Source organism: Oceanimonas sp. CAM02 (assembly GCF_032842915.1).
Lineage (GTDB): Bacteria > Pseudomonadota > Gammaproteobacteria > Enterobacterales > Aeromonadaceae > Oceanimonas > Oceanimonas smirnovii.
This window is the reverse complement of record NZ_JAWJBK010000001.1, coordinates 20,514-40,633: the sequence shown is the minus strand read 5'-3', so window position 1 is coordinate 40,633 and position 20,120 is coordinate 20,514. Positions and strand designations below refer to the sequence as shown.

Annotated in this window: 16 protein-coding genes; 9 read left to right on the top strand and 7 right to left on the bottom strand. The window is 57.7% G+C overall.

What is annotated here, in order from left to right; all coding sequences use genetic code 11:
- Positions 1–267: 267 nt before the first annotated feature.
- Positions 268–639, bottom strand: a complete 372-nt coding sequence (locus R0I78_RS00175) for an endonuclease domain-containing protein (protein WP_019933302.1) — start codon at positions 637–639, stop codon at positions 268–270.
- A gap of 209 nt (positions 640–848) precedes the next feature.
- Between R0I78_RS00175 and hppD the strand changes: the two genes are divergently transcribed.
- Both hppD and R0I78_RS00165 read left to right on the top strand, forming a co-directional pair.
- Positions 849–1,925 carry a 4-hydroxyphenylpyruvate dioxygenase gene (gene hppD / locus R0I78_RS00170; RefSeq protein ID WP_317073856.1) on the top strand — a complete coding sequence of 359 codons (1,077 nt, stop codon included), beginning with the start codon at positions 849–851 and terminating at the stop codon, positions 1,923–1,925.
- Positions 1,926–2,063: 138 nt separating this feature from the next.
- Positions 2,064–3,437 carry a sodium-dependent transporter gene (locus R0I78_RS00165; protein ID WP_317073855.1) on the top strand — a complete coding sequence of 458 codons (1,374 nt, stop codon included), beginning with the start codon at positions 2,064–2,066 and terminating at the stop codon, positions 3,435–3,437.
- 103 nt (positions 3,438–3,540) lie between these two features.
- Here R0I78_RS00165 and R0I78_RS00160 read toward each other — a convergent pair whose 3' ends face one another.
- Together R0I78_RS00160 and R0I78_RS00155 are read right to left on the bottom strand one after the other, a co-directional pair.
- Positions 3,541–3,867 (bottom strand): four helix bundle protein, encoded by a 327-nt coding sequence (locus R0I78_RS00160; protein WP_410506557.1) that lies wholly within the window; start codon positions 3,865–3,867, stop codon positions 3,541–3,543.
- Between the two features lie 114 nt (positions 3,868–3,981).
- Positions 3,982–5,604, bottom strand: a complete 1,623-nt coding sequence (locus tag R0I78_RS00155; protein WP_317073853.1) for a methyl-accepting chemotaxis protein — start codon at positions 5,602–5,604, stop codon at positions 3,982–3,984.
- A 225-nt stretch (positions 5,605–5,829) separates the two neighbouring features.
- Here R0I78_RS00155 and R0I78_RS00150 point away from each other — a divergent pair, with 225 nt between their 5' ends.
- Positions 5,830–6,579 (top strand): M48 family metallopeptidase, encoded by a 750-nt coding sequence (locus R0I78_RS00150; protein WP_317073852.1) that lies wholly within the window; start codon positions 5,830–5,832, stop codon positions 6,577–6,579.
- 30 nt (positions 6,580–6,609) lie between these two features.
- On the opposite strand, the gene R0I78_RS00145 is transcribed toward R0I78_RS00150, so the two are convergent.
- Positions 6,610–7,971, bottom strand: a complete 1,362-nt coding sequence (locus R0I78_RS00145) for a sigma-54 dependent transcriptional regulator (protein ID WP_317073851.1) — start codon at positions 7,969–7,971, stop codon at positions 6,610–6,612.
- The gene (locus R0I78_RS00140; protein ID WP_317073850.1) at positions 7,968–9,836 is read right to left on the bottom strand and encodes an ATP-binding protein; all 1,869 of its coding nucleotides are present in this window, start codon (positions 9,834–9,836) and stop codon (positions 7,968–7,970) included. The genes R0I78_RS00145 and R0I78_RS00140 overlap by 4 nt, the downstream gene beginning before the upstream one ends.
- 291 nt (positions 9,837–10,127) lie before the next feature.
- Between R0I78_RS00140 and R0I78_RS00135 the strand changes: the two genes are divergently transcribed.
- Both R0I78_RS00135 and cydB read left to right on the top strand, forming a co-directional pair.
- A complete protein-coding gene (locus tag R0I78_RS00135) occupies positions 10,128–11,534 on the top strand; it encodes a cytochrome ubiquinol oxidase subunit I (protein ID WP_317073849.1) in 1,407 nt (468 codons plus the stop codon).
- A 1-nt stretch (position 11,535) separates the two neighbouring features.
- Positions 11,536–12,531: a cytochrome d ubiquinol oxidase subunit II gene (cydB, locus tag R0I78_RS00130; protein WP_317073848.1), complete on the top strand. Its 996-nt coding sequence runs from the start codon at positions 11,536–11,538 to the stop codon at positions 12,529–12,531.
- 236 nt (positions 12,532–12,767) lie between these two features.
- Here the strand turns inward: cydB and R0I78_RS00125 are convergent, their stop codons facing one another.
- Positions 12,768–14,252, bottom strand: a complete 1,485-nt coding sequence (locus R0I78_RS00125) for a Na+/H+ antiporter NhaC family protein (protein WP_317073847.1) — start codon at positions 14,250–14,252, stop codon at positions 12,768–12,770.
- 62 nt (positions 14,253–14,314) lie between these two features.
- Positions 14,315–15,730 (bottom strand): glutamine synthetase family protein, encoded by a 1,416-nt coding sequence (locus R0I78_RS00120; protein ID WP_317073846.1) that lies wholly within the window; start codon positions 15,728–15,730, stop codon positions 14,315–14,317.
- 184 nt (positions 15,731–15,914) lie between these two features.
- Between R0I78_RS00120 and puuD the strand changes: the two genes are divergently transcribed.
- The 4 genes from puuD to R0I78_RS00100 are packed head-to-tail and all read left to right on the top strand — an operon-like array spanning position 15,915 to position 20,035.
- A complete protein-coding gene (gene puuD, locus R0I78_RS00115; protein ID WP_317073845.1) occupies positions 15,915–16,685 on the top strand; it encodes a gamma-glutamyl-gamma-aminobutyrate hydrolase in 771 nt (256 codons plus the stop codon).
- Positions 16,682–17,242: an HTH-type transcriptional regulator PuuR gene (gene puuR, locus R0I78_RS00110; RefSeq protein ID WP_317073844.1), complete on the top strand. Its 561-nt coding sequence runs from the start codon at positions 16,682–16,684 to the stop codon at positions 17,240–17,242. Before puuD ends, puuR begins: the two co-directional genes overlap by 4 nt.
- Before the next feature lie 19 nt (positions 17,243–17,261).
- Complete coding sequence (gene puuC / locus R0I78_RS00105) at positions 17,262–18,746, top strand: aldehyde dehydrogenase PuuC (protein ID WP_317073864.1); 1,485 nt, start codon at positions 17,262–17,264, stop codon at positions 18,744–18,746.
- A gap of 14 nt (positions 18,747–18,760) precedes the next feature.
- Positions 18,761–20,035, top strand: coding sequence for an NAD(P)/FAD-dependent oxidoreductase (locus tag R0I78_RS00100; protein ID WP_019933318.1), 1,275 nt, complete (start codon positions 18,761–18,763; stop codon positions 20,033–20,035).
- The last annotated feature ends 85 nt before the right edge of the window (positions 20,036–20,120 follow it).

Genomic DNA, 20,120 nt, shown 5'->3' with positions numbered 1-20,120 from the left:
GAGAGGGTTGAAAGCAAGCCCCACCCTGGCCCTTCACCTTAAAAAGGGGAGGGAACAGAGATGTGCTCCTCTCCCTTTTAAGGGGGGCCGCTGTTTTGCTCCTCTCCCTTTCAAGGGGGAGGGTGGGAGGGGGTTGAAAGCAAACCCCACCCTAGCCCTCCCCTTGAAAAGGGGAGGGAACAGTATGTGCTCCTCTCCCTTTTAAGGGGATGCCGCTGTTTTGCTCCTCTCCCTTTCAAGGGGGAGGGTGGGAGGGGGTTTTCTCTCTTAGGGGGTTGTTGAAGAACGCACATATTCCATAATCACGGCCATCACGCCATCCAGATTCTGCATGACTTCCAGATTGGTAAACCGAAGCACATCAATACTCAAGCGGGATAAATACAACGTTCTCTGCTGATCGTAGGCCAGCGCTGCTTCATTCAAAAAGTGGCTGTCACCATCAATTTCCAGTACCAGTTTTAAGCTTGGGCAGTAAAAATCAACGATATAGGGGCCAATGCCGTGCTGCCGCCGGAATTTTACGCCGGTTTGCCCGGCTCTGAGTTGCTGCCAGAGTATTCGTTCCGGTGCTGTCATTTCTTGCCGCAGTGCCCTGCGAAAGGGCAGCTGGGATTTGCGGTTGAAGGTGGTGCTCATGGGAATAGTGTAGTGGAACCTGAAGCAAACCCCACCCTAGCCCTCCCCTTGAAAAGGGGAGGGAACAGTATGTGCTCCTCCCCCTTGTTAAGGGGGAGGCAGGGAGGGGGTCTCTGTAATCATTTCTTTACACCTCTCCTTTCGCTCCGGCTTCATTCTTCATCCCCGCCTCTATACTTAATCCGCCATGTTCGGGTGAGGAGGGCGTTATGGCGGCGAGTAACAATAATTTGTGGGAAAACCCGCTGGGCACTGACGGCTTTGAGTTTGTGGAATATGCCTCCACCGAGCCCGAGCGGCTGGCGCAGTTGTTTGAGCGGCTCGGGTTTGCGGCGGTGTCGCGCCATCGCAGCAAAAATGTGACCCTGTATCGTCAGGGCGATATCAACTTTATTCTGAATGCCGAGCCCGACAGCCAGGCGGCGCGCTTTGCGCGGGAGCATGGCCCTTGTGCCAATGCCATGGCCTTTCGTGTGAAAGATGCAGCGGCGGCCATTCGCCGGCTGCAGGCCGACGGAGCCAAAGTGGTGCCGTCCGGTGCCGGGCCCATGGAGTTGCAGATCCCGGCCATTGAAGGCATAGGCGGCTCGCTTATCTATCTGGTAGACAGATACGGTGATCACAGCATTTATGATGTGGATTTTCGCCCCATTGAGGGCGTGGAGCACCACCCGAAGGGCGTGGGGCTGACCTGCATTGATCACCTTACTCATAATGTGGCCCGCGGCCATATGGACACTTGGTCCGGGTTTTATCAGCGGCTGTTTAATTTTCGCGAAATTCGTTATTTCGATATTGAAGGCAAGCTTACCGGGCTGCGCTCCCGGGCCATGACCAGCCCCTGCGGCAAAATTCGTATTCCCATTAATGAGTCTTCCGACGAGCACAGCCAGATTGAGGAATTTTTGCGCCAGTATAAAGGCGAGGGCATTCAGCATATTGCTCTGGGCACCGGGGATATTTATCGCACGGTAGAGCAGCTGCGCGCCGGCGGCATGAGCTTTATGAGCACGCCCGACACTTACTATGAGCGTCTGAATGATCGCCTGCCCGGCCATGGTGAGGATGTGGCGCGCTTGCAACGCAATCGCATTTTAATGGACGGTGCGCCTACTCAGGGGCAGGGGCTCTTGCTGCAGATTTTTACCGATACCGTGATTGGCCCCATTTTCTTTGAAATTATTCAGCGCAAGGGCAACGAGGGCTTTGGCGAAGGTAATTTTCAGGCGCTTTTTGAGTCTATTGAGGAGGATCAGATACGCAGAGGCGTGCTGAAGGCGGATTAGTCTTCATTTTTTAATCCGAGCCGTTTTTTATTTGAACGTAAGGTGGCAAAATAGCAGGACATGCTGTCAGCCATTCTTTACACCTTTAGCCGGGGTGGCTGATGATGCCAACAGGCTAAAACGAAAAACGGAGTGGGTGTGGTTAACAGTGTAAAGGGAGCCGGTGCCAGTCCGGCTCAGTGGTCCAGCCGGTTCGCTTTTATTATGGCGGCGGTGGGCTCGGCCGTGGGGCTTGGCAATATCTGGAAGTTTCCTTACATCACCGGCGAAAACGGCGGCGGTGCCTTTGTGCTGGTATATCTGGCCTGTATTGCTGTTATCGGCATTCCCATCATGATGGCAGAGGTGATGCTGGGCCGGCGCGGCGGCAAAAGCCCCATTGGCACCATGCAGGTGCTGACCCGGGCCGAGGGCAAGTCTCGTGGCTGGGTGGGCATTGGCATTCTGGCCACTGTGGCCTCGTTTTTGATCCTGTCGTTTTACAGCGTGATTGCCGGCTGGACCATGCCCTATATTGTGTCGGCGGCCAGCGGTGAGCTGAGCAATATCAGTGCCGAGCGCTCGGGTACCTTGTTTGATAACCTGCTGGCGTCGCCGGGGCAGCTGTTGCTGTGGCACTCGGTATTTATGGGGTTAACCGTGCTGGTGTCGGCGGGCGGTGTGCGCCATGGTCTGGAGCGGGCGGTAACCAAGCTGATGCCGGCGTTGTTTGTGCTGCTGCTGATCCTGGTGGGTTATGCCACCACTACCGGGCATTTTGGTGAGGCGGTGAGCTTTTTGTTCCGGCCCGACTTTTCCAGCCTGACCGCCGAGGCGGTGCTGGTGGCGCTGGGCCATGCCTTTTTTACCCTTAGTCTGGCCAGCGGTGCCATGATGGCTTACGGCGCTTATCTCAACAAAAATGTGTCGATTGTGCGCACTTCCTTTACCGTGGCTATTCTTGATACCTGTGTGGCTCTGCTGGCAGGCCTGGCCATTTTTCCGGTGGTGTTTGCTAACGGTCTTGAAGCAGGTGCGGGGCCAGGTTTGATTTTTGTGACTCTGCCGGTGGCCTTTGGCCAGATGCCCGGCGGCAGCTTTTTTGCCCTGCTGTTTTTTGTGCTGCTGTTGTTTGCGGCCTGGAGTTCGTCTATCTCCATGCTGGAGTCGATGGTCAGTCATTTGCATGAGCGGGGCATCAGCCGGGTGAAAGCAGCCATTGGTGGTGGCTTTGTAGCCTGGCTGATTGGTATTACTACACTACTGTCGTTGAATATGTGGTCTGACTTTGCGCCGCTCAGCATGTTTGAGCGCTTTGAAGGCAAGACCCTGTTTGATTTGTACGACTATTTTACCGCCAACATCATGATGCCGCTGTGCGCGTTTCTTACCGCCATCTTCGCCGGCTGGGTAATGAAGCCGGCGCACTCCGCCGCCGAGCTTGGCCAGCGCTGGCACGGCATCTGGTATGGCGTGATGCGCTATCTTACTCCCATTGCAGTGCTGATCGTGTTTTATACCAATTTGGGGTGAGCTGGGGAGGTGTGAAGAGGGAGTAGTGACGAGTAGGGGAGGTGTGAAGAGGGAATAGTGAAGGGGCAGGGTAGTGAGCAGGGATGTGTGAAGGGGGAATGGGTTAGCGCCCTGCTTTTACTTTCTTGTGCATTGCACGGTGCAGACCTGTCAACAGCCGCGATACGGTATCAAGCTGTTGAAATGCAGGATGCTTGCTTTCAATAAAGTTAAGCATCCTGGCTATTTCAAACTGAGTATCAAGCTCACTTAATGAGCCTCGGGCAACACTTAAAAAGTAGAGGTATTCTCTGCTTGTTCCTCTTGCTGCCCCCTCTGCAATGTTTGACGGAATGGATACGGCTGCACGCCGCATTTGTGAGGTTAAGCCAAATTGCTCTGTTCTGGGAAAAGAGGCGGAAACCAGGTATGTCAGTTTGACCAGCAGCATAGACTGCTGCCATGCCTCCAGACTCTTATGATTCTGCATACTGCCCCCACTCTCTTCCCATTCACGACTCCCTTTTCACCATTCACTAATCCCCACTCACCACTCCCTATCTCTTTAAACCTGAAACTTCTTCACCAGCTGGTTGAGCTGTTCGGCCAGACGGGCCAGATCGTTGCTGGAGGCGTTGGTCTGGTTGGCACCGGCTGCTGTTTGCACCGACAGATCCCGAATATTGACCAGGTTGCGGTCTACTTCCCGCGAGACCGAGGCCTGCTCTTCGGCGGCGCTGGCAATGGTCTGGTTTTGTTCGTTTATCTGCATAATGGCTTCGGCAATCAGCTCCAGGGCGTCGCCGGCTTCCAGTGCAATTTGCCGGGTCTGGGCGCTGCGCTCGGTGCTGACCTGAATGGCGTTTACGGTGTCGTTGGTTTCGCCCTGAATGGCGTGCATCATGGCCTCAATTTCTTTGGTGGAGTCCTGAGTGCGGTGCGCCAGTGCGCGTACTTCGTCGGCCACCACGGCAAAGCCGCGGCCCGATTCACCGGCACGGGCGGCTTCAATGGCGGCGTTCAGCGCCAGCAGGTTGGTTTGCTCGGCAATGCCGCGGATCACATCCAGCACGGTGCCAATGTCGCGCACCCGGGTTGCCAGGCTTTCTACCCCATGGCGGGTATTGGTAATTTCCTGCTCCAGCTCTGCCACCGTATTAATGGTGTGAGAAACCTTGTCGCGGCCAATGCGGGCCTTGTCGTCGGCGGTGTCTGAGTTCTGTGAGGTAGCGGCGGCATTGCGGGCCACTTCTTCTACCGCTGAGGTCATTTCGTTAACGGCGGTGGCGGCCTGCTCCAGTTCATCGCTTTGTTGCTGCAGGGTGCGGGTAGACTGATCCGTTACCACATTGAGCTCTTCGGCGGTGGAGGCCAGCTGGTTGGATGAGTCATTAATTTCCACTATGGTCTGCTTGAGCCGTTGCTGCATGTCCCGCAGGGCACGAATCATGTCGCCGGCTTCGTCGTTGGCATCGTCATTAAACTGGCTGGTGAGGTTGCCGGATGCGATGGTGCGGCTCACCTCTACCGCCTTGCGAATGGGCAGCAGCAGGCTGCGGCTGAACAACAGGGCCAGCACTATCACCAGGACAATGGCCACCAGAATGGCGACCACCATAATGGTGCTGGACGAAGAAATCATGTTATTGGTAACGGCGGCGGCGGTGTTGGCCCGGGTTTTCTGATCTGCGCCCAGCTCATTCAGATAATTGGTAACCTGCAGTCCGGTGCCGTCAAAGTCCTGATAACGGAACTGCTCTGCCAGCTCCAGCTGACCGGCGTTGATCATGCCGATAAGCCGTTGTTGCAGCTGATCATATTTTTCTTTGCTGGCGCTGATATCGGCCATCAGCCGGCTGCCTGTTTCCGACTCGATATAACCGCTCATTTCCTGCATATTGCTTTGAAAACTGGACTCCAGCTCCTGCAGCCGGGAAAGGGCATTCTGCCTGCGCTGAGACGTGTCGGCATACAGGGCATTCAGGGTATAAAGCCGAATGAGCAGAAAGTCCCGGCGTATTTCACCCACCTTGATGGCGGCGGGAATGCGCCGGTCGGCCATGATGTTGACTTCATCGCCTACACGGCTGAATTGCAGTATGGCGGTTAACCCGAGCAGCAGGGTAACAAGACCCAGGGCGCTGAACGACAGAACCGAACGGGGGCCAATTTTCAGTTTTCTCAGCATGGTGTTGCCTCTTTATTTGATAATGGCGCGCATCATGACAGTGCTGTTGAACTGTCTTTTTGCGAAGGATCAATAAAGGCAGTATAGGCAGTTAAATCAGATTCAGAAGAAACTTATTTACTGAATGTGACGGTTGCGATTGAATCTATAGTTATTTACATTGCCCACGTTGAAAAACGAAGTGATAACGCTTCAGTTGCTGACAATTAATAAGAGAGCATTTATATGAAAAAAACCGTGATTGCCGCCCTGGTTGCAGTGGCCGGCCTGTCTGGCTGTGTGTCTAATGGTGGCGGCTATATGGATGCCGGCTTAACAGCGTTTAAAGGCATGACTTTGTCCAAGCAGGAGCTGCAGGCTCAGGCCAGTCTGTCTGCCAGGCAGATGGATTCGCAAAATAAACTGTCTGCCAAAAACAGCCGTTACAGCCAGCGTCTGGCCCGCCTGACCAAGGGGTTGACCAGTGTCGATGGCACGCCGCTGAACTTTGCAGTGTATGAGGCTGACGAAATTAACGCCTTTGCCATGCCCGATGGCACGGTGCGTGTTTATTCCGGCCTGATGGATATTATGGACGACGGCGAGCTGATGGCGGTGATTGGTCATGAAATTGGTCACGTTAAGTTTGAGCACTCCCTGAACCAGTTTAAAACCGCTTACCTGACTGAAGCGGCCAAGAAGGCAGCGGTGGCAGCCGGTGGCACCGTTGGACAGCTGGCGGCTTCCCAGTATGGTGATATTGGTACCAAGTTCCTCAGCGCTCAGTTTTCTCAGAAAGATGAGCTGGAGTCGGATGCCTACGGTGTGGAAGTGCTGTGCCAGCAGGGGATGGACCCCTATGCGGCGGTGCGCGCTCAGCAAAAGCTGATGAAGCACGGCGGTAATGGCGGCGGCCTGTTCTCCAGCCACCCGGCCACTCAAACCCGTATTGAAAAAGCGCAGCAAGCCGCGGCCAACGCCAGCTGCAGCGGTTAATGGTGAAGGCCCCGTTTGATAAACGCGGGCCTATAATCCGTATCTTTCTATTTTTTTGAGCAGGCCCTGGCGAGACAGGCCCAGCGCCAGGGCGGCGTGAGTGCGGTTGTTGTCGTGGCTGGCCAGGGCGCTGCTAATCAGTGATATTTCCAGTGCCCGCACCTGGGCATCCAGGGTGTCTCCGGTGGCCGCCGGCAGCGCCTGGTGGCTGTCTTTGGCGTCGGGGTAGAGCAGGGCAATGTCGTCGAGTGTGATAATGCCGCCCTGAGCGATGGCGGCCACGCTGTCCAGGGTGCTTTTCAGCTCGCGCACATTGCCCGGCCAGCGCCGCTGAATAAACCAGTTAAAGGCGGCGGTGTCGGGGTGCAGCGGTGGCCGGCCGTTGCCCTGGGCCTGCAGTTCCAGAAAGTGGCTGATCAGCAGCGGAATGTCTTCCGGGCGCTGATCCAGCGCCTGAGTTTCTATGGTCACGCCCTTGATGCGGTAGAACAAGTCTTCCCGGAATTCGCCGCTGGCCACTTTATCGGGCAGGCTGGCGTTGGTGGCGGAAATAAGCCGCACGTTAATGGTTTCAAGCTCACGCCCGCCCACCGGATAAAAGCTGCCTTCCTGCAGTACTCTCAGCAGTTTTACCTGCATGGCCAGGGGCATATCGCCAATTTCATCCAGAAACAAGGTGCCGCCGTCGGCCAGCTTGAGCAGGCCGGCCTTGTTGCGATCGGCCCCGGTAAAGGCCCCTTTGGTATGGCCGAACAGCTCGCTTTCCAGCAGCTCGGCAGGAATGGCCCCGCAGTGCACCGAGATAAAAGGACCATGAGCCCGGCTGCTGAGATCATGAATGGCGCGGGAGATCACTTCCTTGCCGGTGCCGGACGGGCCGGTGACCAGCACCCGTACATCGGTGGGAGCAATGCGGCTGACCAGCGCCCGTGTGTTGTTCATGGCCGGTGAAGCCCCAATCAGGGTGGTGATGGGGTGCTGTTTGCTGATGCGGGTTTTCAGGCTGTTGAGTTCGCGCACCAGCTGATGCTTGGTAATGGCCCGGCGGATCACCACTGCCAGCAAATCCGGATCCATGGGTTTGGCCAGCAGATCCCAGGCACCCTGGCGCAGGGCTTCCAGTGCCAGTTCGCGCTCGCCATGGCCGGTTAAAATGATCACCGGTCTGTCGGTAAATTCCGGCAGCGCGGCCAGCGTCTGGCGCGGATCAAAGGCCGGTGGCATGGAAAGATCCAGCAGGATCAGATCGGCATCCACCCTGGTGAGCAGCTCACGCAGATCATCCAGGCAGGCCCCGGTGTGCACTTCATAGCCCTCAGCCTGCAGCCACTGGCTGCTCAGAGTGCGAAAGGCGGGTTCGTCGTCAATTACCACAATGCGGGCGTTGCTCATGATGCGGGCTCCTCGGGAAAATAAAGCATAAAGCTCACCGGCCAGCCGGCGTTGTTATCAAACTGAATATGACCGCCGTGAGCCTCCATAATGCGCTGCACTATGGCCAGCCCCAGACCGCTGCCGCCGGGGCGGTGGCTGACAAAAGGCCGGAACAGTCTGGCCTGCATATCGGGGGGAATGGCCGGGCCGTTGTTATGCAGCCACAGCTCGCCCGCCGACGTGCCGGCCGCCAGCACAATGCGGCCATCCGGCTGGTTGCGCACAAACGACAGGGCGTTATCCAGCAGGTTGGTCAGCACCTGTTGCAGACGATAGGGATCGGCAAACACCTGATAGTCATCGGGCAGCGTCAGCTCAAGCTGCACGTCTTGCCAGTTGAACTGGGGCCTGAGGCTGTGCAGCAGCGGCAGCAGCGGCACGGCTCTGGGCTGAATATGCAGCTGACCGGAATAGGCCAGCATGTCTACTATCAGCCGGTCGGCGCGTTTGAGCTGATCCTGAATCATGGCTTTGCGCTCGGCTTCCAGGCCGGCAGTGGCCATGGAAATAATATTAAGCGGGTTGCGCAGCTCATGGGCCATGGCCGCTGACAGACCGCCCAGCTCCACCAGATGCTGCTCTGATACCCGCTTGCGCTCGGCTTCGGCCAGCTGCAGCGAGCGTTCCAGCAGGCCACAGCGGGTGGCCAGCAAGGAGCCGAACACTTCGGCGGTAAGACGCATGCCCGGTGTGACATCATCAAAGCCTTTAAGCCGGAACTGCCAGTCTTGCTTATGATGCAGGCACCACAGCTCCAGCCCCGGGCCGGGCTCAAAGCGGGGGGCTGTGGTGAGCAGCCGCACGGTAACCGGCTGGCCCATTTGCCGGGCCAGCAGCTGCTCGGCTTCCTGTGCCAGCGAGTGCCAGCTGTCGGTGTCTCTTAACTGTGCCAGCCAGGTGTCGAGCAATTGTTCATCGAGCCGGCTGCCCGGATAAATTAACCGCTCCACCAGCGCACTGACCGGCCGGTAAAGGGTCAGTGCCAGCATCAGCAGCAACACCGAATACAGCCACAGCTGCCACTGCGGCACCGCCGCCAGCGCCTGCATGCCCAGCTGGCCGGCCATGGCACTGAACAGCGCCATCAGCCCCAGCAGCAGAGCTGTCATTAAAATCCACAGCAGGGCGCGGTTGGCCCAGGCGTTCACCTCCAGCATCTGGTAGCGCACCACCCCATACACCAGCAGCAGCACATAGCTTGGCAACAGCAGCATGGGCCAGGGATACCAGAGCAGCCCCAGCGACGGAAAGATAAAGCTGGTGGCCAACAACAGGCCCCAGGCACCAGCGGCAAACATGGCAGCAATGGAGCGGCGGCGGTTGCCCTGCTGGCGCATAAATCCCCACAGCAGCAGGGCATGGGCCAGCATGCCGATAAAAATGGTGTAGCCAATGTTGAACCAGCCACTGCCGTGAAATACAAAATAATGCTCAAAGGGGCCAAAGGCGATAATGCTGCCGCCCCCCAGCCACAGGGTGCCGAGGCTGACCAGCACGGCGGTGACATAAAGCAGCGCGCGAAAGCGGGCCAGCCGGCTCAGCCAGACGCGCCGGGCCGGCCCCTGATTAACAAAGCCAATGGCAAAGTCGAGAAAAAAGGTGGGCATGAGCGGGTTGGCCAGGATCAGCGCCATGCCGGTGGTATGCCAGCCATAAAACACCGCCACATGGCCGGCGCACCAGAGCGCCATCATAACGCCAAAGCCGGCCAGCGCCTTCATGCTGCGCTGCCGGCGGGCCCGCCAGAACAACCAGGCCGACACCAGCAGGGCGCAGCCGCTGGTGAGCATCATCATGAGTTCAAAGGCAAATTCCAGCGGCATAACAGCAAGTCCGGTGTAAATAAGGTTGACACTTGGGGCGTGAAAAACTGTAAACCTTGTTGTCGGTTAACACAAATTTTGCGCGTTTTATTGATTCAGAGCAAGGAGGGAGTAAGTAGCTATGATGTTGGCATGATTTGTGCCTGATTAGAGTAACCAGACTAACGAGTGAGCATTATAATTATGAGCCTGATCACCCTGATAATGGAATTTTCCGCTATTGTTATCGTTCTTCTTATGGCGGGCCTGCCTGCACTGGTTCGCCGCCAGCTGGTCCGATAAGGAGGATCCATGGAGCTTGATGCCGCCATACTGTCGCGAATACAGTTCGCCTTTACTGTCAGTTTTCACATTATTTTTCCTGCCATTACCATTGGTCTGGCCACGGCCATTGCCATCTGGGAAGGGCTCTGGCTGAAAACCCGCAACCCGGTTTACTTTCAATTAGCCAAGTTCTGGATTAAACCCTTTGCCATTACCTTTGGCATGGGGGTCGTGAGCGGCATCGTGCTGTCTTATGAATTCGGGACCAACTTTTCCCGCTTCTCCGAAATTACCGGTGCCGTGCTGGGGCCGTTAATGGCCTATGAAGTGCTGACCGCCTTTTTTCTGGAGGCGGGGTTTCTCGGCATTATGCTGTTTGGCTGGCAGCGGGTAGGAGAAAAACTGCACTTTTTTGCCACCTGTGTGGTGGCGGTGGGCACCTGGATCTCGGCCTTCTGGATTATTGTGGCCAACTCCTGGATGCAGACGCCGGCCGGCTATGAGCTGGTAGATGGTCGTTTTGAGGTGGCCAGCTGGATGGAGGTGATTTTTAACCCGTCCATGCCGTACCGGCTGTCTCATATGCTGCTGGCATCCATGCTGACCGCCACTTTTGTGATTGGTGGTGTCAGTGCCTGGTATCTGTTTAAAAAGCGGGATCTGGCCTTTGGCCGCAAGGGCCTGTCCATGGCGCTGTGGGCGGCGCTGCTGCTGGCTCCGGTGCAGGCGGTGGTGGGTGATTTTCACGGTTTGAATGTAAAAGAGCATCAGCCCATTAAACTGGCGGCCATGGAGGGCATCTGGCCCGAGACCGAAACCGGCGCGCCCTTGCTGCTGTTTGCCTGGCCTGATATGGAAGCCGAGACCAACCACTTTGAGATTAAAATTCCCAAGCTGGCGTCCTTGATCCTCACTCATGATGCCGACGGCGAGCTGCAGGGGCTCAAGTCGGTGGCCGCCGAAGACAGACCCCATGTGCCGCTGGTGTTCTTTTCGTTCCGCATTATGGTGGGGCTGGGTGTGCTGATGATAGTGGCCGCCTTGTGGGGCCTGTGGCTGCGCCGCAGCAATGGCAACTTTCAGAGCCGGCCCTTTCAGTGGCTGATGATGCTGATGATTCCCTCTGGCGTGATTTCTACCCTGGCCGGCTGGTATGTGGCCGAGGTGGGCCGTCAGCCCTGGCTGGTGCACGGTCTGGTGCGCACCATGGATGTGGTGTCGCCGTTGCCGCCGGAGCGTATTCTGTTCTCGCTGACCCTGTTTGTATTGACCTACAGCCTGCTGCTTTGCGTGTATCTCTATTTTATGGCCAAGCTGATACGCAAGGGGCCGCCGGACATGGCGCGCCTGGAGCAGCACATGATAGGCGTAAATGCCCCCGGCTTTGCCCTGGAGTGGGTGAAGAAACTGCAACGTGACGTGGTGGAGAACTGATATGGATCTGGCGCTGTTTTATTATTTGCTGCTGGGCTTTGCCGTCCTCATGTATGTGGTGCTGGACGGCTTTGATCTGGGCCTGGGCATTTTGTATCCCTGGTTTCGCAGCGAAAACGAGCGGGATCATATGATGCGCTCCATCTCTCATGTGTGGGACGGCAACGAAACCTGGCTGGTGTTTGGCGGCGTGGTGCTGTTTGCGGCGTTTCCTGCCGCTTATGCGGGGGTGCTGTCTACCCTGTATACACCCATTATTATTATGCTGATTGGCCTGATATTTCGTGGGGTGGCCTTTGAATACCGCTTTAAATCGAATCGCTCCAAGCCCTGGTGGGACAAGTCGTTCTGGCTGGGCTCTACGGTAGCCACCTTTTGTCAGGGGGCCATTCTGGGCTCTGTGGTGCAGGGCGTAGATGCCGCACCCGCCGAGCTGAGCGCCCTGGCCTGGCTCAGTCCGTTCAGCATTTTTACCGGTTTTGCACTGATGGTGGCTTATGCGCTGCTGGCCTGTTGTTATCTGGTGCTGAAAAGCCGCGGGCAAATGCTGGCCCGGGCGGCGCATCTGGGACGCAGGCTGGTGATCATGATTATGGCCATACTGCTGGTGCTGAGCCTGTGGATGGTGCTGGCCAACGAGGAAGTGAGCGCTCGCTGGTTTGACGGCCTTAACCTGTTGTGGCTGTCTCCGCTGCCGCTGCTGAGTGCGCTGCTGGGTGTGCTGCTGTACCGGGATCTTGACGGTAAACCCCATGAAACCCGGCCGTTCTGGCTGGCCTGCGGCCTGTTTGTGATGGGCTTTGCGGGGCTGGTGGTGAGCCTGTTCCCGTATCTTATTCCTCATCAGCTGACCTTTGCCCAGGCCAGTGCGCCTGATACCAGCCTTAAGTTCCTGCTGCCGGGCGTGCTTATTTTTCTGCCGCTGATCTGTGCCTATACCCTGTGGGGTTACCGCATCTTCTCGGGCAAGGTAGAAGACTTTGAGGAAGGTTACTGATGGCCGGCAAGAAAAGCTGGCTGTGGTTTGCCGGGCTTTACCTTGCCGGGGTTGCAGTGCTCACTGTGGTGGGCATGGCCCTGAGGTGGCTGCTGGGAATCTAATCCCCTTCGGAAGCTGTAAGTTTTAAGCTGTCAGCCATAAGTCAACCCCATAACCTGCAGGCATGATAGGGTGCCTGCAGGTTACATTGGGCGGCTTACAGCTGATCGCTGATGGCTTACAGCTTGGTGTTGTTACATCATCCAGAAGCCGGCGGCCAGCAGGGCAGCGAGCGTGATGGCACCGCCAATCAGGGCGTAGGGCAGCTGGGTCATGGCGTGATCCATGGTGTCGCAACCGGCCCCCTGAGCCGAGAGCACGGTGGAGTCACTGAAAAAGCAGGCGTGGCTGCCAAAGGCCGAGGCCGACAGCAGGGCGCCCACCACCAGCGGCATGGGCACGTTCATGGCCTGGCCCAGGGGCACGACGATGGGCAGCGAAATCACAAACACGCCCCAGCTTGATGCCGTGCTGAACACCACCGCTGCCATCACCAGAAACACGATGGCAGGCAGCAGCGCCGGTGTGATCAGCGGTGTGGCCGTATCGATGATGTAGCGGGTCATGCCCAGCTGATCATTCACTTCTTTCAGAATAAAACCGGCACAGACGGTGGCCAGCGGATACAGCATGACCTTGAAGCCGTCCAGAGTGGCATCCACCTGCTGCTGAAACGACAGCAGCCGCTGTACCGAATACAGCACCATGGTGACGCCCAGTGCCACCAGTACGCCTTTGAGCAGATCAATGTCGTAATACACGCTCGCCAGCACCAGCACCACCATGGGCAGCAGAAAGTTGGTCAGTCCCAGCCAGCCTGGCACGGCGTTGGCGGGCTCAGCGGTGACTTCATCCTGCCAGCCTTCCGGTACCGGCTGGCCGGCTCTGGCCCGGGCTTCGGCCTTTTTCATGGCACCCAGATCCGGCAGTTTGTTTGCTGCCACCAGCGCCACTACCGCCAGCGCGGCCCAGCCGTACAGCATGTAAGGAATGCTGGCGACATAGAGCGACATGCCCTTGCCGCCTTCTGCTGCGCCCGAGTCTTCCAGCAGCGAGGCAAAAAACACCGCCCAGGTAGAGACCGGCACCAGAATGCAGATGGGCGCGGCGGTGGAGTCGACGATGTAGGCCAGTTTTTCCCGGGAGATATTAAAGCTGTCGGTAATGCGCTTCATGGAGGACGATACCGCCAGCGAGTTGAGGTAGTCGTCAATAAACACCACCAGCCCCAGGCCCACTGTGCCGGCCATGGCGCTTTTCGGGGTTTTGATAATGCGGGTCATGACAGCACCAAAGCTGTGCACGCCGCCGCCCCGGGCCAGCAGGTTAATCAGGCCGCCCATCATGCCGCAGACCAGAATAAGCCAGGCGATGGTTTCATCCATCATCACTGCCAGGGTCACGTCTGCCAGCGGACTGATCAAATCGCCCGGGTTGATCAGCAAGAGCCCCAGCAGGCTGCCTGCCAGCAAAGACTCCACGGTTTTACGGGTGATGACCGCCATGGTGATCACCAGGGCGGCAGGCAACAAGCTGAGCGCGCCATAGTCACTGCCTTGTTCATGGGTAAAGCCCAGCCAGGCAAAGACCATGGCAGCAAGGCTGGCCACCGCCAGGCCACGCCAGAGTGGTGGCCATTTTACACTGGGGGTCATTGCAAGGGTGTCGGGATGTTCCATCATCATTTTCCTTCTGGTCGTGAGGTCGGCACCTTGGGGCGCTCTTCAGATATGTTCCGGCATCAGGCGTTTTTCAGCATCCATTCCAGCTCTATGTCGGTGATGCGCTTTTCAAATTCCAGCTGCTCGTCGTTTTTGCAGATACGGTATACCTCGATAAAGTCTTTCCCCAGGTAGTGCTTGAGCGGGGTCTTGCCTTCCAGCCTGGCCAGGGCACTGCTCTGGCGGGTGGGAAGAGGCAGACCTTGCTGCTCCAGACCGTTACCCACCACAGGGGCCGGCAGCGGCAGCTCCGGGTTATCCAGCCCGTGCAGCAGACCGGCCAGTATGGTGGCCACCACCAGATAAGGGTTGGCATCGGCACCGGGCACCCGGTATTCAATGCGGCGGGCCTCGTCGTCGCCGGCGGGAATGCGCAGGGCCACAGTGCGGTTGTTGTGACCCCATGAGGCCTGCACCGGCACATACATACCCGGCTGAAAACGACGGAAGGAGTTCACGTTGGGGGCCAGCAGCGCCATGCTGTCGGGCATTAAATCGAGCATGCCTGCCAGTGAGCGCTTGAGCAGCGCAGTGTCTTCGCCCTGATCATCGGAAAACAGGTTCACCCCCTGCTCATCGGTCACGCTGATGTGCACATGCAGGCCGCTGCCGGCGTGCTCTTCATAGGGCTTGGCCATAAAGGTGGCGTCCATTTCATATTGCTCCGCCACCAGCTTGATCAGCCGTTTCAGTGCCAGTGCCTGATCGCAGGCGGCCAGCACATCACTGCCGTGATGCATATTGATCTCGAACTGGCCCGGCGCGGCCTCGGCCACGGCCCCGTCGGCAGGCAGCTTCTGCCGCTCGGCAATGGTGTCTATGTCGGCAAGAATGTCGGCAAAGTTATTAAGGTTATCGACCGAATATACCTGGCTGTAGGTGTCGCGCTTTTGGGTGAGGGGGGAGCGGGGAGGCTGCAGCCGACCCTGTTCGTCTCTGTCTCTGTCTACCAGATAAAACTCCAGCTCCAGCGCAATGACCGGCGTCAGGCCTCTGGCTTTGACTTCCTGCCAGACCCGGTTAAGCACATTGCGCGGCTCCAGCGCAAAAGGCTGCTCGTCTTCATCCACCATGGTTAGCAGCAGCTGGGCTACGCTGTCGGAGTCGGCGGCTGAGGGCACCAGGGTGCCGGCAATGGGGTAGCAGGGCAGATCCGGCTCGCCGATGTCCTGCCCGACGCCGGTTTCTTCCACTACGTTGCCGCGAAAGTCCATGGCAAACATGGACGCGGGGAAAAAACAGCCGTTTTCCAGCTTGTCGAGGGCAGTTACCGGCAGCCGCTTGCCGCGAAAGATACCGTTAAGATCGGTGAGTAATACGTCCACATACTGAGTGTCGGGATAGCGGGCAAGGTAAGCGGCTACCTCCTGTTCAAAGGGGGTTAAGGCCGGCTCGCCGGCAGAAGGAAGGGCTGTAACCGTTGTGTTTGCTTGCATGATTTCACCACCATGTGACCGTTAAATATAATTTACGGTGATAACTTAGGATTGTTTAATTTGTTTTGCAAGTGTTAAAAATTATTGTGGTTTCAAAACGGTGATGCTAGGGTTTTGACTATATTTTTTACGGTTTCCTCGTCTCAGAGGCGAAGTGTTCAAAATTTAGAGCGGGTGGATGCTTATGTCGATGGTTTATATATTTAACAAGCCTTGGGTGGGCGTGATCCTTTGTCAGCAGCAGCTGGGGCCTCATGTGGGGTTGACCGTGCAGCAGAAATACCTGGATGCCATTGTGGCTGCCGGTGCTGTGCCTGTGCCTCTGGTGCACCAGCTGGGTGCAGACGAGCAAAGCCTTGATGCCATGCTGGCGCGCCTTGACGGCATTTTGCTGACCGGCAGCTACAGCAATATGGAGCCGCATCATTACGGTGAAACCGGCGAAGAAGCGCACACCGACAAAGGCCGTGACAGGCTCAGCCTGCGGCTGATTGCCGCGGCACAGAGCATGAAAATGCCACTGTTTGGCATTTGTCGCGGTTTTCAGGAAATGGTGGTGGCCAGTGGCGGCAGCCTGCACCGTCGGTTGCATGAAACCGGTCTGTTTGCCGAGCACCGTGAGAACAAGGAATTACCGCTGGAGCAACAATATGCGCCGGCCCACAGCATTACTCCGGTGGTGGGTGGTGTGCTGGCCCGGCTGGCCGGTGACGCTGAGCTTAACGTGAACTCGCTGCACATGCAGGGTGCCAAAAGCATAGGGCCCGGTGTGCAGGTGGAAGCCACCGCACCCGACGGTCTGGTAGAAGCCATCAGCCTTGTGAATCATCCTTTTGCGCTGGGGGTGCAGTGGCACCCCGAGTGGCAAAGCCGGGAAAACCCGCTGTCTCGCGCGCTGTTTGACGGCTTTGTGGCGGCCTGCCATGACTATGCCGGGCAAAGGAGCCGGGGGTGAGCCGCGGGCATGAGCTGGCACTGGGCAGCCGGCTGGCCAGCATTCGCCGGCAGCTGGGGCTGAGCCAGCGCCGGGTGGCGGAGTTATCGGGCCTGACGCATGGTGCCATTTGCACCATAGAGCAGGACAAGGTGAGCCCGGCGGTGAGCAGCCTGCAAAAACTGCTCAAGGTATATGACATGTCGCTGTCAGCGTTTTTTGCCGAGCAGCAACCCGCTGTCCGCAACAAGGTAGTGATTAACGAAAGCGAGCTGGTGGAGATTGGCAGCCGGGGCGTGTCGTTCAAACTGGTGCACAACGGCAACCCCAGGCGCACATTAGGGTTTTTAATTGAATGCTATGCCCCGGGCACCAGTACCGGCGGCCATATTAAACACACGGGAGAAGAAGTGGGCACTGTGCTGGAAGGCGACATTGAGCTGACGGTGGACGGTGAGCGCTACCAGCTGAGCGCCGGTCAGAGTTATGTAATAGACACTGGCCTGCCCCATACCTTTACCAATTCATCGAGCCGGGAATGCCGCATTATCAGTGCGCATACGCCGGCCAACCTGTAATGCAAAGCGGAGACACATGATGGAATTCAGAACTCAGGCCCACTGGCAGGCCGAAGCACACCAGCTGAAACCTGAAACCCGGCTGTTTATTGAAGGTGACTATCGCGAGGCCGTGGCCGGCGAGCGCTTTGCGAGCATTAATCCCGCCACCAATGCCACCCTGGCAGAGGTGAGTCGTGCCAGAGACGCCGATGTGAACATGGCGGTAGTGGCCGCCAGGGCCAGCTTTGAGGCAGGGGTGTGGTCACAGCAATCGCCTGCTGCACGCAAGGCGGTGTTGCTGAAGCTGGCGAGCCTGATGGAGCAGCACAGTGAAGAGCTGGCACTGCTGGAAACCCTGGACACCGGTAAGCCCATTCGCCACAGCCTGCGGGATGATATTCCCGGGGCGGTGCGCTGCATACGCTGGTATGCGGAAGCGGTTGATAAAATTTATGGCGAAATTGCGCCCACCGGCCCCGATGCGCTGGCGCTGGTCAGCCGTGAGCCCATTGGCGTGGTGGCGGCCATCGTGCCCTGGAACTTTCCGCTGCTGCTGGCCTGCTGGAAGCTGGGGCCGGCGCTGGCAGCGGGCAACTCGGTGATTTTAAAACCTTCCGAGAAGTCACCGCTGTCGGCCATTCGCCTGGCGGCACTGGCTAAAGGAGCAGGCCTGCCCGATGGCGTGCTTAATGTGCTGCCCGGTTTTGGCCATGAGGCGGGCAAGGCGCTGGCGCTGCATGAGGACGTGGACTGCCTGACCTTTACCGGCTCTACCGGCGTGGGGCGGTTGCTGCTGGAATATGCCGGCCGCTCCAACATGAAGCGGGTGTGGCTGGAAGCCGGCGGCAAGAGTGCCAACATTGTGTTTGCCGACTGCCCGGATCTGGCCAAAGCGGCCCGGGCTTCTGCCGCCGGTATTTTCTACAACCAGGGGCAGGTGTGCATTGCCGGCACCCGGCTGCTGGTAGAAAGCAGCATCAAGGACGCCTTTATGGCGGAGCTGAAAAAAGCCGCCGAAGCGTTCAAGCCCAAGGATCCGCTGGATCCGTCTTCTGCCATGGGCACCCTGATCGACAGCGATCATCACGGCAGCGTGTGCCGCTATATTGCCGAAGGTCTGAAAGACGGCGCTGTGCTGGGCCTGGATGGCCGGGATCAGGCGGGCAATTTTATCGGGCCGACTGTGCTGGAGCAGGTGAACCCTCATATGACGGTGTCGCGGGAAGAAATTTTCGGCCCCGTGCTGGCCGTTACTGCCTTTGAGCATGAAAGCGAAGCCGTGCGTCTGGCCAATGACAGCCAGTATGGTCTGGGAGCGGGGCTGTGGACCTCGGATTTGCGCCGGGCCCACCGGCTGGCACGGCAGCTGAAAGCCGGCTCCGTGTTTATTAATAACTATAACGACGGTGACATGACGGTGCCCTTTGGCGGCGTGAAGCAAAGCGGCAACGGCCGCGACAAGTCGCTGCATGCCTTTGATAAGTTTACCGAACTAAAAACCACCTGGCTGGCACTGGATTAAGGGAGAACAGAACCATGGAGCACGTTAACAGCTATTATGCGGCCACTGCCAACGAGCATGCGCCCTGGCCGCAACTGACCGAGAACATTCAGTGCGATGTATGTGTGGTGGGCGGCGGCTACACCGGCCTGTCTACTGCCTTGTTTCTGTGTGAAGCCGGCTTTGATGTGGTGCTGCTGGAAGCCGGTCGTATCGGCTTTGGTGCCAGTGGCCGCAACGGCGGCCAGCTGGTCAACTCCTACAGCCGGGACATAGACGTGATTGAATCCCGCTATGGCCACGATACCGCGCGCATGCTGGGCAGCATGATGTTTGAAGGCGGCGATATTATTCGTGAACGCATTCAGCAGTACGATATTCAGTGCGACTTTAAACCCGGTGGTATTTTTGCGGCGCTGAACAGCCGCCAGTTGCATGAACTGGAAAGCCAGAAGGGCAACTGGGAGCGATATGGCCATGACGGCCTGGAGCTGCTGGATGCTGAGCGTATTACCCAGGAAATTGACAGCAAGAACTATGTGGGCGGTTTGCTGGATCACAGAGGCGGGCATATTCATCCGCTGAATCTGGCGCTGGGCGAGGCAGAAGCCATTCGCAAACTGGGCGGACGCATTTTTGAGCAGTCGGCGGTCACCGGGCTCAAATACGGCGATCCGGCCCTGGCCACAACCGATAAGGGCAGCGTCAGTGCAAAATTTATGGTGCTGGCGGGCAATGCCTATCTTGGCAACCTGGAGCCAAAGCTCTCGGCCAAAGCCATGCCCTGCGGCACTCAGATTGTGACCACTGAGCCGCTGAGCGACGAGCAGGCGCACAGCCTGATTGCCAATCAGTATTGCGTGGAAGACTGTAACTATTTGCTGGATTATTACCGGGTAACCGGCGACAACCGGCTGCTGTATGGCGGTGGTGTGGTCTACGGTGCCCGGGATCCGGACGACATTGACCGGCTGGTGCTGCCCAAACTGCTGAAGACCTTTCCACAGCTGGAAGGCATTAAGGTGGATTATCGCTGGACCGGCAACTTTTTGCTGACCCTGTCGCGTTTGCCCCAGTTTGGCCGGCTGGAGCCCAATGTGTATTACATGCAGGGCTACAGCGGCCACGGGGTAACCTGCACTCACCTGGCGGGGCGGTTATTGTCGGAAGTGCTGAAAGGCCAGGCTGAGCGTTTTGACGCCTTTGCCGGCCTGCCGCATCTGCCATTTTTTGGCGGCCGCCGCTTCCAGGTGCCTTTCAGCGCCATGGGCGCGGTTTACTACAGCCTGCGGGACAAGCTCGGGGTTTGACCCAACCCCACCCCAACCCTCCCCTTAAAAAGGGGAGGGAGCCTTTATGCACCTCCCCCTTAAAAAGGGGAGGGAGCCTTTATGC

Coding starts and splice junctions, on each gene's coding strand:
- R0I78_RS00150 (WP_317073852.1), top strand. CDS start 5,830: ATGAAAAAAACCGTGATTGCCGCCCTGGTTGCAGTGGCCGGCCTGTCT.
- R0I78_RS00135 (WP_317073849.1), top strand. CDS start 10,128: ATGGAGCTTGATGCCGCCATACTGTCGCGAATACAGTTCGCCTTTACT.
- R0I78_RS00175 (WP_019933302.1), bottom strand. CDS start 639: ATGAGCACCACCTTCAACCGCAAATCCCAGCTGCCCTTTCGCAGGGCA.
- hppD (WP_317073856.1), top strand. CDS start 849: ATGGCGGCGAGTAACAATAATTTGTGGGAAAACCCGCTGGGCACTGAC.
- R0I78_RS00100 (WP_019933318.1), top strand. CDS start 18,761: ATGGAGCACGTTAACAGCTATTATGCGGCCACTGCCAACGAGCATGCG.
- R0I78_RS00140 (WP_317073850.1), bottom strand. CDS start 9,836: ATGCCGCTGGAATTTGCCTTTGAACTCATGATGATGCTCACCAGCGGC.
- R0I78_RS00160 (WP_410506557.1), bottom strand. CDS start 3,867: ATGCTGCTGGTCAAACTGACATACCTGGTTTCCGCCTCTTTTCCCAGA.
- cydB (WP_317073848.1), top strand. CDS start 11,536: ATGGATCTGGCGCTGTTTTATTATTTGCTGCTGGGCTTTGCCGTCCTC.
- puuC (WP_317073864.1), top strand. CDS start 17,262: ATGGAATTCAGAACTCAGGCCCACTGGCAGGCCGAAGCACACCAGCTG.
- puuD (WP_317073845.1), top strand. CDS start 15,915: ATGTCGATGGTTTATATATTTAACAAGCCTTGGGTGGGCGTGATCCTT.
- R0I78_RS00145 (WP_317073851.1), bottom strand. CDS start 7,971: ATGAGCAACGCCCGCATTGTGGTAATTGACGACGAACCCGCCTTTCGC.
- R0I78_RS00155 (WP_317073853.1), bottom strand. CDS start 5,604: ATGCTGAGAAAACTGAAAATTGGCCCCCGTTCGGTTCTGTCGTTCAGC.
- R0I78_RS00120 (WP_317073846.1), bottom strand. CDS start 15,730: ATGCAAGCAAACACAACGGTTACAGCCCTTCCTTCTGCCGGCGAGCCG.
- R0I78_RS00125 (WP_317073847.1), bottom strand. CDS start 14,252: ATGGAACATCCCGACACCCTTGCAATGACCCCCAGTGTAAAATGGCCA.